The 13,315-nt window shown below is 65.1% G+C and carries 13 protein-coding genes; 9 read left to right on the top strand and 4 right to left on the bottom strand.

Features of this window, described 5'->3' with window-relative positions:
• The first annotated feature begins 96 nt into the window (after nt 1–96).
• From FGU65_RS02415 to FGU65_RS02395, 5 genes are all read left to right on the top strand, one after another.
• Nucleotides 97–1,662 (top strand): PQQ-binding-like beta-propeller repeat protein, encoded by a 1,566-nt coding sequence (locus FGU65_RS02415; RefSeq protein ID WP_301662800.1) that lies wholly within the window; start codon nt 97–99, stop codon nt 1,660–1,662.
• Nucleotides 1,659–2,390 (top strand): hypothetical protein, encoded by a 732-nt coding sequence (locus tag FGU65_RS02410; RefSeq protein ID WP_301662799.1) that lies wholly within the window; start codon nt 1,659–1,661, stop codon nt 2,388–2,390. Before FGU65_RS02415 ends, FGU65_RS02410 begins: the two co-directional genes overlap by 4 nt.
• 76 nt (nt 2,391–2,466) lie before the next feature.
• Nucleotides 2,467–3,210, top strand: coding sequence for a carboxypeptidase regulatory-like domain-containing protein (locus FGU65_RS02405; protein WP_301662798.1), 744 nt, complete (start codon nt 2,467–2,469; stop codon nt 3,208–3,210).
• A gap of 9 nt (nt 3,211–3,219) precedes the next feature.
• Nucleotides 3,220–4,923: a hypothetical protein gene (locus tag FGU65_RS02400; protein WP_301662797.1), complete on the top strand. Its 1,704-nt coding sequence runs from the start codon at nt 3,220–3,222 to the stop codon at nt 4,921–4,923.
• A complete protein-coding gene (locus FGU65_RS02395) occupies nt 4,914–5,486 on the top strand; it encodes a hypothetical protein (RefSeq protein WP_301662796.1) in 573 nt (190 codons plus the stop codon). Before FGU65_RS02400 ends, FGU65_RS02395 begins: the two co-directional genes overlap by 10 nt.
• Nucleotides 5,487–5,499: 13 nt before the next feature.
• On the opposite strand, the gene FGU65_RS02390 is transcribed toward FGU65_RS02395, so the two are convergent.
• The 4 genes from FGU65_RS02390 to FGU65_RS02375 all read right to left on the bottom strand — a co-directional run bounded on the left by FGU65_RS02390 (nt 5,500) and on the right by FGU65_RS02375 (nt 9,079).
• Nucleotides 5,500–5,745, bottom strand: coding sequence for a DUF5671 domain-containing protein (locus FGU65_RS02390; protein WP_301662795.1), 246 nt, complete (start codon nt 5,743–5,745; stop codon nt 5,500–5,502).
• Nucleotides 5,746–5,747: 2 nt separating this feature from the next.
• Entirely contained in the window at nt 5,748–6,668 is a 921-nt protein-coding gene (locus FGU65_RS02385; protein ID WP_301662794.1) for a DUF7490 domain-containing protein, read from the bottom strand.
• A gap of 201 nt (nt 6,669–6,869) precedes the next feature.
• Nucleotides 6,870–8,207 carry a hypothetical protein gene (locus FGU65_RS02380; protein ID WP_301662793.1) on the bottom strand — a complete coding sequence of 446 codons (1,338 nt, stop codon included), beginning with the start codon at nt 8,205–8,207 and terminating at the stop codon, nt 6,870–6,872.
• Nucleotides 8,208–8,254: 47 nt separating this feature from the next.
• Nucleotides 8,255–9,079: a hypothetical protein gene (locus FGU65_RS02375; RefSeq protein ID WP_301662792.1), complete on the bottom strand. Its 825-nt coding sequence runs from the start codon at nt 9,077–9,079 to the stop codon at nt 8,255–8,257.
• 161 nt (nt 9,080–9,240) lie between these two features.
• Between FGU65_RS02375 and FGU65_RS02370 the strand changes: the two genes are divergently transcribed.
• The 4 genes from FGU65_RS02370 to FGU65_RS02355 all read left to right on the top strand — a co-directional run bounded on the left by FGU65_RS02370 (nt 9,241) and on the right by FGU65_RS02355 (nt 13,299).
• Complete coding sequence (locus tag FGU65_RS02370) at nt 9,241–9,954, top strand: winged helix-turn-helix transcriptional regulator (protein ID WP_301662791.1); 714 nt, start codon at nt 9,241–9,243, stop codon at nt 9,952–9,954.
• A gap of 122 nt (nt 9,955–10,076) precedes the next feature.
• Entirely contained in the window at nt 10,077–10,673 is a 597-nt protein-coding gene (locus FGU65_RS02365) for a hypothetical protein (RefSeq protein ID WP_301662790.1), read from the top strand.
• Nucleotides 10,674–10,690: 17 nt separating this feature from the next.
• Nucleotides 10,691–11,413 carry a hypothetical protein gene (locus FGU65_RS02360; protein WP_301662789.1) on the top strand — a complete coding sequence of 241 codons (723 nt, stop codon included), beginning with the start codon at nt 10,691–10,693 and terminating at the stop codon, nt 11,411–11,413.
• Complete coding sequence (locus FGU65_RS02355; protein ID WP_301662788.1) at nt 11,410–13,299, top strand: TolB-like translocation protein; 1,890 nt, start codon at nt 11,410–11,412, stop codon at nt 13,297–13,299. The genes FGU65_RS02360 and FGU65_RS02355 overlap by 4 nt, the downstream gene beginning before the upstream one ends.
• Nucleotides 13,300–13,315: the final 16 nt, after the last annotated feature.

Genomic DNA, 13,315 nt, shown 5'->3' with positions numbered 1-13,315 from the left:
ACAGTATATAATCCCGCGTCCCAGTTCCCTCTATGATGCGGATGGGGGCAGGGTCGCCTGCGGGGGTGCCCCGTGCCTGAAGGTTCCCGGCCTGGAATGCGAAGCACCGCCGGTACCGTGGTCGGGACTGGATTTCTCGCCGGAGTAGCCTTCCTCGCGGTGGTGGAGGCGCTTTCACGCACCTGGAACGGCGCGTTTGTCTACAACCAGAACCTATCGGGAATCGGGATCACACAGACGTACGTCTCGCTGATGCTGGTTATCCTCGTTGCGGGATTCTTCGCCTCGTACTGCACCAGAACGGAGGGGCGGGACACACAAATCCTCTCCGCCGCCCTGGCAGGCGCAGTCGCCATGATAACCGCCCGCACCCTCCTCTTCATTCCCGATCCCGCCTACCTCATCGGATCGCTCTGCAGGATGTGGTTTCGGGATCTCCTCTTTGTGATCGGCGCAGCGCTGATCGCCGCACTCGGGGGGCTCATCGGCTCGCTCCTCGGGAGAGACGGGACAGAAGGATACCGCAGCGTCCTCCCGGTTATGGCGGTCGCCGTCCTGGTCATCGCCGCCCCGCCACTCCTGGCTGCTGCCGGAATCGCAGCAGGCGTCATCCCCCCTGTGCCCTACTCCGGGGGTGCGCCCGCGGCGGAGACCGACATCCGGCTTCTCAAAGTCTCGGCCGCCGGCGACATCGTGTGGGAGGCACGGATTGATCTCGATGCCTACGATCGGCCTGACGTCCTTGCCGAGCACCACGGCGGTTATGCCCTCGCGGTCACGGAGCCCGGTCAGGAGGAGAACACGGTGCATATCGTGGTTCTCGACGAGAACGGGAGCATCCGCCGGCAATCGGCAGTGGAGACCGGGTTCGGGCGGGTGACCGCACTCGTCCCGATGCCTGACGAAGGGTATCTGATGGCCGTAGAGACCCCTGAGATCGTTCGCATCGATACCGGGGGAGCGGTGCTCTGGCGGCGGTCGCTCGCCGACGAGAGTCAGGGAATGACCCCCGTCTCCCTGATTGCTCTTGCCGACGACCGGTATGTCGCGGTCTGGGGCGATACGACCGCCTGTTATAGCGACAACGGCACCCGGATCTGGAAGACCTCGCTTGCTACCGCGGGCGGCATCGGGTATCACCCGGTCTACCCCGCCTCTGAGGGAGGCGTGCTCGTCGTTACGGAGGCGAAAGGCGTCTTTGCCGGCGATCACTTCGAGACGTACCTGCAGGCGGTCCGCCTGGACGCAAACGGCACCGTCCTCTGGAAGCGGGACTTCGGGAGCGAGGGGCTTGACGAACTCCTGGGTGTCTGGGAGACGGCGCCGGGACGGTTCGGTGTCCTCTACCGGTCGACGACGTTCCCGGAGGATCTCATGGGCAGCGTTGTGCCGGCTCACCAGGGCTATGCGTTTTCCCTGGACAGTCACGGCGACGTGACGGGATCCCGTGCCGTCGGGGACGACGGCGGTGTCGTGGTCCCGTCGTCGGGCGGCTACCTTTCGATCGTGACCGGGGATGCGGGGATCACCCTCACCGGCCACGACGTCACCGGCACCGGGGTCTGGCGGCAGGAGCGGGCGATCGATCTGAATCGGCACGCGATCCGTGGTATCGGCACGGCGGACGGCGGCTATCTCGTCGCCGGGAGCGTGGCCGCGTGAAGGACCGGTGGCTTGCGGTCGGGATTCTCATCGCAGTGGCGCTCGTGCTCGGCCGTGCCCTCTACGTCCCGCCCGGCTACGAGACGATAGACTACGCTACCGTACCGCTTCTCCCGGTAGAGCGGTGCAACCCCCCGCTTCTCGAGGCCTGGGAGGCGATGGCGAGCGGGATACCGTTCGAGAACGAGACGGCGAGAGGTGCGATGCTCGATATGGGCTTTGACGCCAACGGATCGGTCACCTACCTCCAGTTCCACTTCTTCGCCGATATGGAGGGAGAACCGTGGGTACACTCCGCCTTCGTTCTCCGGAATGGGAGCGCCTACCTCTCGTCCCAGCGGCTCGATTACCGGCCGCCCCGCCCGCACCCGCTCGGAGTCCTCACCGCCGTCGATGATATCCCGTTCGGGGAGATCTCCTACGGTGAGCGCGGGATGAACCTGAAAGTCTTTCACCACGAGGAGAACCGGACCTACGATGACACCTACGGGAACATCTACGCCATCGAGAACGGCACGTTCCATCCCCTGCGGGAGATATCCTTCGCCACCGCCGAGGTCTGGCACACCATCGAGATCTACCCTATCCGGGAGCCGCTGATCATCGAGGCGAACGGCAAGCAGCAGAACGAGAACCTGAAGGCGACCCGGATCGATGAAGACCCCCGGGCGCGGGTCGTCTTCGCCCCGCGGGAGATCGGGCTTGCGGAGAAGGTCGTCTACGCGTGACCGGCGGATGCGAAGACGCATCGCACAGAAAACGTATAAACCCGTCCCTCCAATTGCTCTTTCGGAGAAAAGAACAATGCGAACGGTTCCCTGTATTCTCATCCTCCTGCTGCTGGCGGTGGCCACGGTCCCGGCAGCGGCCGGGGACGAACCGACCGAGACGAGGATGATGCTCTCCGTCACGTCGCCGAAGCAGTATGAGACGATCTGGAGCAACGCCGTCCCGCCGCAGGCCACGGTCGTCGGCATGGCCAACGCCTCGACCGGGATACAGAGTCTGGTAGTCAGGAGCAGCGTCGGCGAGGTGTCGTGCAGAGACGCGGCGGAGTTCTCGTGCACCGTCCCGGTCGCTGAAGGGAACGAGACGATCACCGTCACGCTCACCGACACCCGGGGCAAGACGTCGGAGGCGGTCCTGCCCGTCTACGTCAATGTCGACATTCCCCCGCCGCCGTTCATCACTGTCATCGGAAAGGTGACCGATACCGACGGGCACCGGATCCCTGGTGCGACGGTGACGTTTGCTTCCGTCCTCCCGCTGAGCGGCACTTCGAAACACGTGACGGCCGAGACCGACGGCGACGGCGGCTACCTGATACAGAACGCGTTCGGCTACGCACAGACTATCACGGTCGAGCGGGACGGATATATCACCCTCCACCGCGAGGTCGTCTTTGAAAACACCACAAACCGGCTCGAGCTTACGCTGGAGCCGGAGCCGGAGGAGAAAGCAGTGCCCGGGTTTGGTGCCTGGATCGCTGCGATTGCGGTTTCGGGCGGGCTGCTTGCCGCCCGGTCGCGTCGGAGACTGAGGGAATGAGGCAATCCGATGAAGTACCTTCTCTGTTGTGCGTGCGTTCTTCTGCTGGCCGGCATGGTCGTTCTCCCGGCAGCCGCCGCCGATACTCCCCGCCCGATCACGCTCACCGAACCGGCGCCGGGAGAACTGCCCGTCGACCTGATAGAGATCGACGATGCCGTTAAGCAGGCTTCGCCGTACTGGGTGATGCTCGTCGGGGCCGCGGAGGAGCAGGAGAACCTGCTTGCCTCCGTCGACCGGTCTCTCCGCCCGGATGCAGAGAAAGCGGCGATGAAGGAGGAACTGCGGGAGATCTGGCGGAAGTATCCGGTGCTGCACGAGACCGTAGCCACAGAGGACGGCGGTTCGGTAACCAGGATCTCGTTTGATCCGGCAGCAGGCCCGGATATGTGCCTGACCGGGAGGGAGAACGCCCGGCTCGCCGAGATCTCCCGGGCAATGGCTGAAGCGTACACGACTCCGGCGCCCACCGGTACGCCGGTGACCTGGTACGAGCAGTCCGTCTGGCTGATCAGAACGGACGCGCAGGGCACCGAGGTCTGGAACCGGACCTACCGTGCAGGAGATAACGTCGACGTTGCCTCGGTGGTGCAGGCCGGTGACGGCGGATACCTGATCGCTGCCAACAATCACCGGAGAAGCGGCGAGCATGACGTCCTCCTTATCCGGACGGACACCGACGGCACCGAACTCTGGAGGAAGACCTACGGCGGACCGGACTGGGAGAACGTGCTCGACATGATCCGGACCTCCGACGGCGGCTACGTCGTCGCCGGGAACACCGGGTGGACACCTGAGAAAGACACTGCCGACGCCTGGATACTCAGGGTCGGATCCGACGGCGGGGAAATCTGGAGCCGGACGTTCGGGGAGGACGACGAGTACCTCGTCTTCTCGACGGTCATCCAGACCGGTGACGGCGGTTTCATCCTCGGTGGGAAGAGGACAACCGGTGCGACCCAAACCGACAACGCCTGGCTGCTCAAGGTCGACCGGGACGGGGAAGAGGAGTGGAACAGGTGTATCGGAGGCAACGATGCCGGGATGGTGGACGATCTTATCCGGACGCCCGTCGACGGCGGCTACCTGGTGGCGGTGAAGAATCCCTGGAGAGCGGGAAGTTCCGGAGCCGTGCCGCTCCGGCTGATCAAGACCGACGCATCGGGTGAGGCGCTCTGGACGAGGACGCTTGACGATACGGACTGCAGCGCCCCCACTGTGCTGCTCCGGGTACCGGGCGGTGGTCTCGTCGGCTACCTCAGCATCGGCGGAGCCGTCCTCCCCGAAAGCGATCTTCCAAAGACCCGTCTCGTCCTGATCGGTGGGGGCGGTGATACCGTCTGGAGCCGGATACCGGATATGCCCGACGGCCTCTTCGTGGTCACGGCAGCTGCGGCGCCGTCTCCCGGGAGATACGCATTCACCGGCACGGCCTACACCGGCGGGCCGGACGACGGGTGGCTGGTGCTGGCCGATCACACCGGAAACGTGACCTCGGCGATCTCGCTTGGCGGGGACGCGACGGATGCTGTCTCTGCTCTTGCGCCGACATCAGACGGTGGATATATCCTTGCCGGGACGACCCGGTCGTTTGGAGAGCATGGGTGGACGGTGATGCCCGGCCGTGCCCCCGGGTTTGGGGCGGTCGCAGCGGCGGTTGCCTGCTGCTTCGGGATATTGCTGATCCGCCGCAGAGGAGCGAAATGGCGATGAAGGCCGGGCCGTTTGCCCTCCTGCTCGTTGCAACGAGCGCGGTCTTCTTCTTTCTCTGGGGGACGGTTGCGGTGGCGCTCGCATCAGGCGGCGTCTTCGGCCCGTCGGTCGTCGTATCCGCACTCTCGATAGCCTCCCTGATCGGCGCGGCGCAGTTCCTCAGGACTATCAAAGGCGAATCCACCCGGTGGCTCCGGGGCATCCCGCTCGCCGTGGTGATAGCGCTCCTCGTTCTGCGGGGCGGTGCGGCGGCGTTGACCGGCATCCACCCGGGGCAGTTTGAGACGCTCCTTCTGGCGCTTCTTGTGCCTACCGCCGCTCTGTTCCTGTACACGTTTCCGGAGCGGTGCAGACACACCATTCGCGGACCGGTGGCCGTTACCGCGCTCGTCAGTATCGCGTCCGGGTATCTCATCTACCACCAGGCCGTCGTTTTCGCCGCCGACCCCGCAAACCCGGTCGTCACGGGCGGTCTGAACGAAGTCGTCGGCATCCTCTATATTGCATACCTGATGCCGCTCGTCGGGCTGCTCCTCATCTGGGCGGGAGTGCGGTGCCGGTAGTGGCGTCCAGCCGTCACCGCTCCGCCTGCAGCTTCGCCCAGTGGTAGCCCCAGACCACCAGCCCGACGGCCACCTGCGCCGCGCTTCCCGGCAGACCCGGATAGTACTGCGGAACCGGGTAGGGCTGGGGCGGCGGGTAAGCGAAGACCTCGATCAGGATGGCGATGAGGTTTGCCGCCCCGAAGAGCACGACGATCAGCGAGATGGCGGATGCGGCGATGAGGTAGACCCTCCGCGCTGTCGGCCCGTCGAACACCATCCCTATTTCCTCCGGCGCAGCAGGAGAAGAGCGGCCGCGAGCGTCCCGATGGCTGCTGCTGCCGGAAACCCGGGTGCGGCTGTGGTCGGCACCGGTGCGCCGCCGCTCTGGACGCGGAACTGCCCGATCTGCGCCGTCGACGGGCAGGGCGCCGTCAGTGCCGGGGTCGGGACTGTCAGGCCGAAGGACAGCCCATCCGTATGGGAGAGAAGGCTGTCCGGCACAACCCCCGACTGCCCGCCGGCGACGACCACCTGCGGCTGCGGGGCGAAGGTGACCCGGCCGGTGCTGGACGCAAATGGTGCGCCGTCTTCGGTGAGCCGGACGGTGACCGTATAGTCGTAGCCATTCGGCACCGTCACGCTCACCTGCTTCTCTGTCGCCGTATTTGCAGCGACCATCCCGAGCGGGCGGGACTCGCGGACAGCCGTGATCCCGGTCTGGAGGTTGACGAGCCGGACCTCCATCGCGAGATCGCCGGACTGGCTCCGGCCGCTGTTCGTAATCCCGGTGATGATATCCAGGGTGATCGGGTCGGCATCGAGATCGGGGGTCATGACGTCGACGGCGGTGATGGTGAGCAGCGAGTAGGCAAGTTTCCGCTCCGGAACCGTCCGGTCCGGGAGGGAGACGTCCACCGACCCTTTCTCCTGCATCCGGCCGCCCTGCCAGACCATCACCCAGACGTCGTACTTTCTGCCGTTCTCGAGCCGGAGGGATACCGGCTCTTTCCCGGTCTTTCCAGGCGTCAGGTTGCCGACGGGAACGGTCGTCTCGGCCGCGACGATATCCGTGCCGTAGTCTTTTGCGCTGATCTGCAGCGCAACGTCGCTCACTTCCGCGTATACGGCGTCGAGGTACGGGCTCACCACGACCTCGGTGATGTTCGATGCCGGCTGGCCGTCGGGGATGGCCAGGTCCACGCTCCGTACCCCGGGTGGGACCGTGGGGATGTGCACCCGGCCGCGAAGATCGCGCCGACGAGCACTATGAGAATGACTGCACCTGCAAACCGCTTCATGCTCCTTCAGAGGTAAATTCAGGCCGCCGGGACAAAAGGTTTCTGTACGATCTCTCTTCCTGTCGGCCTGCTTGCAAAGCGGGAGCCTGACGTGTGCCGTCGCTCACTGTCGCCGGCGGCACGCATGCGCCGCAAGGGCGGCAATCGCCGAAAGAGCCGCGTACCCCGGCGCGGCGGTCGGCACCGGTTCCGCAGTAGCTGCGGGGGCGGCCAAAGTCCGGTTGGGGCGTTCCTCGTCGAGGGCGAATACGGAGACGCTCCAGGATTCCCCAGTGTCGCGGATCACGCAGAAAGCGACATGGCTGCCGGAGATGACCGGATCCATGACGGTGCCGCCTTCTGCCGGGATGCACCGGGTCGAGCCCGTGACAAGATCGTACACCAGGAGCCGGTTCCCCTCGTGCAGCGGATCGTCCTTCCACCGGACGCTCTCCACCCAGACCACCCGGCCGCCGGCAACGGCGGGGTCATGCTGTTCCTCCCGCCCCGTCGCCAGTGGCCGCTCGGTTCCGGCGGCGAGGTCGAAGTGGTAGATGTCGTCCGAATTGTCCCAGTCTCTTCCGAGGTAGGCGTTGCGCCGGTCCTGCCAGACGATATCGTCGCCGTCGATATCGGGATGGATCTGCCGGGCGGGATCGGTGCAGACTGCCCGCTCTTCGCCGGTCGTGAGATCGTAGGAGTAAATGTCCCAGTTCCCGCTCCGCATATCCTGCCAGACAACCCGGTCGCCGGAGATCTTCGGGCGGGTCTGTTCTCCGGGAGCCGTGCAGACCGGAACGAGTTCTTCTGAGGTGAGGTTGTAGAGGTAAATATCACTCGAACCCCTGTCGGCGCCGTTCCCCTCTACCCAGACGATCCGGTCACCGTCGACGGCCGGGAAGTCGAAGAAAACGTCCCCGTGTATCGTGTCCCACCCCTGCATATCCTCGGGGCCGGAGAGGTATACCGGGCCTTCGTAGGCTACGGCTTCCCAGACCGTCCTCTGCGATCCGTCATTCTGGGTGATGCTGCGCCCCCGAAATACCTCTCCACGCAACAGAATCCGCTCTCCACCGGAGGCCAGGTCGAATACGTGGACGGCGGCGCCCAGGTTCTCGGTCCAGACGACCAGATCGCCGGATACTCCCGGCGTGACGGCCCGGCGGCCGCTGCAGTACGCGGTCTCCTGCAGGCTCTCCGCGACCGTTCTCTCCTCGCCGGTGGTGAGGGTGCAGACACGGACGGAAGAGTTTCCCACGTGGCTCCCCTCGTCTTCGACCCAGACGACGCGGTTCGCGTCGACATCAATCGGCCAGACCCAGGGAAGAGGGCCGAAGACCGGTATGGTCAGAACGCTGCTTCCCGGTGCATCTTCGTACGCGTCCGCGGCTGCTGCCGGCGCCGCGAGCAGAGCGAGCAGGACGATGGTGCATACGCTCCTTCCTGTCGTCTCCGCATCCATACAGGGGATCAGGACCGCGCCGGATAAACGTTTTCTGTACGGATCGTCTATCGGTCACCCGTGACCGTGAAGGCGACCGTCATCGCCCCGGGCCGGCTCCGCCCCACGGTAAGGAAATACTCCCCTGGTTCGAACTCCCCGGTATCGGTCTCAAGCGACCAGGCGTTGTAGGGATCGCCCCCGGAGACGGTCAGCGCCACCACCTTCAGGCCGTCACGGCGCGGTTCGACCCGGCTGAAATCGGCGGTCAACAGCTCGCCTGCGGGCAGGTTCGTCGTTCCGGAGACGGTCATCCGAACGCCGGCGCGGACGTCCGGGAGCAGGCAGCCTTCAGCGCCGTCGACCCGGATCCAGGGCTCTTCGAGGAGGAACCTATAGGCCGTCACCGTATCGTCGATCTCTGAACTCTCGAAAACCGCCACGAATTCGCCCGCAACGGCTGACAGGGAGTCCACAGAAGCGGTGCTCCGGTTCCCGATCACGCGGACGGCTGCACCGGCGCCGGGATCGAAGACGCCGTCCGCTCCGGGGTTCTGGACGATGAGAGAATACGGACCGCTCTCGAGTCCGGCCGTCCGCTCCGCCGGCAGGGCGAACGAAAACAACCCGCCGTCCCCGGCATCCACGACGGTTTGCTCGAAGCAGTTTCGTCCGATCAACCATACTACAACCGTTTCCGCTCCGCCGCCTTCCCCCGATAGCGAGTACGGATACCCCTTCACAATGATGGGAGGGATCTCCTGGCCGGGCGGTCGGGCACCTTCGGCGGCGGCCGAAAACCCGGCACTCGGTTGAAGAGGTGCGGAGGCAATACAAATGCCGACAATCACGGCCGCACATACCAGTGCGGCTGCATACCATGTTCCGTTCATGTGATTCACCGTTCAATCCGATTGCAATCGAGATCGCGACACCTGCGGATAAACCTCTTCTGTGCCGATCATCTACCGATCGCCGGATGCGTAGACGATCGGTACACAAACCTTACATGGTGTCCAGACAACCTCTCGAACAGGCTGAGGAGGTATGGAACATGCGGGTACTCTCAAAGCGGGCGGCGATCGTCCTCGTCTGCATCTGTCTCTTCAAAGGCGCATACGATATGCCCCCGCCCGCAGTGGACGGCGAACCGGTGCCGCACTGGCAGCTCGGGCTGCGCTATCTGCTGTGGCACGCCGCCGCGTCGGTCTCCCCCGACCTTGCGGACCGGGTCCCGATCGTCATCCTGTTCCTCTTTACCACGCCGCTCTGGCTCTTCGTCGGGTACAAACTTCTCGAACGCAAGCGTCTCCTCGACCACGCCACCCGCCGCACGCTCTTCGAGCAGATCAGGGACAACCCGGGCATTCACTTCAGCGGGCTGCACCGTGCGACCGGCATCAACACGGGAACCCTGCACTATCACCTCGCCGTGCTCGAGCGGGAGGGGAAGATCGTCTCCCATACGGCCGGCGGCTGCACCCGCTACTTTGAGAACCACGGCACCATCGGAGAGCGCGAACGAACGATCCTCGTACATCTCCGGAACCGGACGGAGCGTGCGATCCTGGAGATGCTTCTGCAGGCACCCGCCGGATCACGAAAGGAGATCGCAGAGGAGCTCGGCATCACCGGTCCGTCGGTCTCCTGGCACATGCGGCGTCTCGCTGCCGACGGGATCGTGCGGGTCGACCGGAATGGGCGCGGTGCTACCTACGCGATCGCCAGCGATTCGGCAGGTCTGGTGCAGAAGCACCTCGCAGGCTGATGCACCGCCGATTGCAGCGTCCGCCCCGGTCTCTTTAGCCGGTTAGGAAGAGAGTTGGCACAGAAATGCTTTATGGCAGGAAACAAAACGGACTGACATGAAAGGTCGAGACCGTCCTGGAAGTGACAACGCTGCCTGATATCGCCGCCGCCATGCTCCCCATGACAGTCTGTGCGGTCGGGCTCGCCGTTCTCTCCCTTCGCCTCCTCGACCGGGCTTCACGGGTCCTGCCGCCGCTCCTCGCAGCTGCCGCGTGCGGGATCATGATGGGCGTCACCGCCGTCACCGCCGGAGCCCCTGCGCCGCCCTGGTCTATCGGCATCATGTTCGCTGTGATATTCGATATCATTGTGGCAGCCGCTGCAACACCGCTGCCGATCATCGAAGGCCTCGTATCGCTCCGGGGAAAGGTCGCGGCAGTGGTCTGCACGTTCTTCGCGGCCGGTCCGCTGATCTTCGCTCTTTTCGTCAACCCGGAAACCTGGGCGGGCGGACCTCCCCCGCTGCTCGCCGACCGGCTGCCGCTGTTCGTCGGGTGGCTCTTCGACGGCATCATGACTGCCGTGCCGCCCGTCGAGGTCTTCGGGTTCGATCCGGTCTTTGCCCTGCTCCTCGATATCGGGTTCTACCTCGAACTCGTGATCGTCGCGACCGGCATCTGCGGGCTCGTCCGGATCGTCGCCGCAGGACCGGCGGGCGTTCCGGTACGGGAGGCCTGACGGAGATGAGAGGGTTTATGTGCATACTGCTCCTCGCATCCGCGCTCGCCGCCGGGTGCTCTGTTCCCGGGGAAGGGGTGCAGACGGTGGCGTTTGCCGCACCGCAGAACACCTGCGCCCCTCCCCTTGCAGCAGTCTGGAACGCGACGGTTGCGGCGAGCGGGGTGGACAACCGGACGGTGGTGCTCGACCAGTGCCGGGTCAATCTCGATGCTGAGGGTTCGCTCGAATCGGTCTTCCTGGAGTATTTCGGTGTCGCAGAGGGAGCAGAACAGTTCTGTTCGGCCAGGTATGTTCCAGAGCAGGCAGAGCTCTCTATCTGGCAGGATGGTACGGCCATTCATCCCGCATCCGGCGTCCACCCGATCGCCGTGCTCGCGGCGATCGAGGATCTGCCGTTCCGCGAGATCGCCTTCGGGGAGGAAGGCCTTGCCATCTTCGCCGAAAGCCAGTCGGGAAGCCTCCGCTACACGGCCGAGTACAGCGACCTGTTCCTGCTCGAGAACGGAACCCTCGAGCCGCTCAGCGAGGTGGCCTTCTCGACCGACCGGCCATGGTACACCATCATCGTCGCCCGGCGGACGGCCCCGGACCTCGTGACGACCGAAGGGGACACGACGGGGGTCGTCTCCCGGGCATCGACCGTCCCCGAACCTCCCGGCCGGCGGTCGTCCTTCACGGTCTTCACGCCAGGCGAACTTGCACAGGCGGAGACCGTCGTGCGGATGGAGGGGAGATGAGAGCGTATCGCGGCATTTGGCCTGCGGCGGTGCTCATCGCCGTGCTGCTCGCTGCCGGGTGCACCGGGAGCGGGGATCTGCCGCAGAAGGATGCCGTGCAGGGAACGCAGTTCGATGGCTGGGCAGGGTATCCTGCCATCTCCGCCGACGGCAGGTTCGTGGGCTTCGTCACGGCAGGCGAGTATATCCCCACGCTCTGGCGGGTGCGATCGCCCGGTGACATCTTCCTCCACGACCGGGAGAGCGGCGAGACGTTCAGCATCGTGAACACGACCGACCTGCGGGAGGAGTACTCGAGCTTCACGTACCCCTCCCTCTCCAGCGACGGGCGGTACATCGCGTTCGAGGCGATCGCGCCGCTGCCGAAGAACCCGTATAGTATGGAGGCGGGCAACCAGTCGCACCAGGTCTGCGTCGTTGACCGGGTGACGGGGGAAGCGGAACTGATCTCAAGGGCTTCCGACGGCACGGGGGGCAACAGCCGGTCGATCGATCCGGTGATCTCTGCGGGCGGCCGCTTCGTCACCTTCTCGTCGTGGGCCGACAATCTGGTTCCGGGGGACACGAACGGGGTGGTCGACGTCTTCGTCCACGACCGCGAGACCGGTGAGACAGGGAGGGTCTCGACGGCATCGGACGGCATGCAGGGAAACGGCGAGTCATACCCCTCATGGATCTCCGGGGACGGGCGGTGGGTGGTATTCGCATCGTGTGCCGACAATCTCGCGTTCGGCGATGCGAACGGTGAGACGGACGTCTTCCTGCACGACCGGGAGACCGGCGAGACATCGCTCGTCTCGCACTCTCCTGCAGGAGTGCAGCTGATAGGTCCGTCCGTCTCTCCGGCAATCTCAAGCGATGGAAGCCGTATCGTGTTTCGGTCGTTTGCCGAAGAGAATCCTCCCGGAACCTCTCCCCCTGTCGACATCTTCGTCCGCGACCGGGCATCCGGGCGCACCACGAGGATCACCGATTACCCCCCGGGTACGCATGCGAGCGGATGGTCGCGGGCACCGGCAGTCTCGGCGGACGGCCGCTTCGTTGCATTCTCATCCGACGCCTCGCTGACGGCCGGCGATGCCAACCGGAGAGAGGATGTCTTCGTCTATGACATGCAGACCGGATCGACCACGCTCGTCTCCGTCGCCTCCGACCGCACACCGGGAAACGGCACGTCCGGATCTCCGGACATCTCCGCCGACGGCCGGTACGTCACGTTCGTCTCGGAGGCCAGCAATCTGGTGGAGGGCGACACGAACGGGTATGCGGACGTCTTCGTGCACGACCGGGAGACCGGGAGGACGACGCTCGTCTCCGTTGCCAATGCATCCGGAAGTGTACCGATGGGCGTGCAGCCCGCCGGCCGCTACGTGGTACACTGGTACAACGCCGACGGAGCGGAGGTCCGGTTCGACGGTGAGTATCAGGGAACGATCGACGGGACGTCGCTCGCTCTCGAGATGGACCCCGCAGCCCCTCTCGTTACGCGCTACTCCATCCGGAGCGAGGGGTCTGCAGCTTATACCGGCTGCATCACCGCCGTGCCGGAACCGGGAGAGACGATCGACCTCTTTCCGCAGAATATCGTGACGGAACCGCCGCCTGATGCGATCGGAGACGATGCAGGCTGGTACGTCATTCACCCCCGCGACGAAGGGGCGAGCGTGTACGTCGACGGCAGATACGTCGGCGACGGGGAAGTCCGGGTTCCGGCGAATGCGACTGCTCCGCCCTACGAATGGTTCAGCGTGGTCGACCCGGACGGCAGCGGGTATACGGTCTTCCTCTCCGCCGCCCCGCCGCCCAGCGGAGAGGTTCACTACTACCCGTGGGTGCGGTCCGTGCCGCACCGGTCGCCCGCGCCGCCGGCGGCCGTCTCCGGGTGAAAAAAGGAGGCTATTT

Origin of the sequence: Methanoculleus frigidifontis, from assembly GCF_030464345.1 — an archaeon.
GTDB classification, from domain to species: Archaea; Halobacteriota; Methanomicrobia; order Methanomicrobiales; family Methanoculleaceae; genus Methanoculleus_A; species Methanoculleus_A frigidifontis.
The sequence above is the reverse complement of the archived record's forward strand: the minus strand, read 5'-3'. Positions and strand labels throughout refer to the sequence as shown.

Bases quoted from the DNA above. Each gene is read 5' to 3' on its own strand.
- FGU65_RS02415 (WP_301662800.1), top strand. From the start codon at position 97: ATGCGAAGCACCGCCGGTACCGTGGTCGGGACTGGATTTCTCGCCGGA.
- FGU65_RS02405 (WP_301662798.1), top strand. From the start codon at position 2,467: ATGCGAACGGTTCCCTGTATTCTCATCCTCCTGCTGCTGGCGGTGGCC.
- FGU65_RS02400 (WP_301662797.1), top strand. From the start codon at position 3,220: ATGAAGTACCTTCTCTGTTGTGCGTGCGTTCTTCTGCTGGCCGGCATG.
- FGU65_RS02395 (WP_301662796.1), top strand. From the start codon at position 4,914: ATGGCGATGAAGGCCGGGCCGTTTGCCCTCCTGCTCGTTGCAACGAGC.
- FGU65_RS02390 (WP_301662795.1), bottom strand. From the start codon at position 5,745: ATGGTGTTCGACGGGCCGACAGCGCGGAGGGTCTACCTCATCGCCGCA.
- FGU65_RS02380 (WP_301662793.1), bottom strand. From the start codon at position 8,207: ATGGATGCGGAGACGACAGGAAGGAGCGTATGCACCATCGTCCTGCTC.
- FGU65_RS02375 (WP_301662792.1), bottom strand. From the start codon at position 9,079: ATGAACGGAACATGGTATGCAGCCGCACTGGTATGTGCGGCCGTGATT.
- FGU65_RS02370 (WP_301662791.1), top strand. From the start codon at position 9,241: ATGCGGGTACTCTCAAAGCGGGCGGCGATCGTCCTCGTCTGCATCTGT.
- FGU65_RS02360 (WP_301662789.1), top strand. From the start codon at position 10,691: ATGTGCATACTGCTCCTCGCATCCGCGCTCGCCGCCGGGTGCTCTGTT.
- FGU65_RS02355 (WP_301662788.1), top strand. From the start codon at position 11,410: ATGAGAGCGTATCGCGGCATTTGGCCTGCGGCGGTGCTCATCGCCGTG.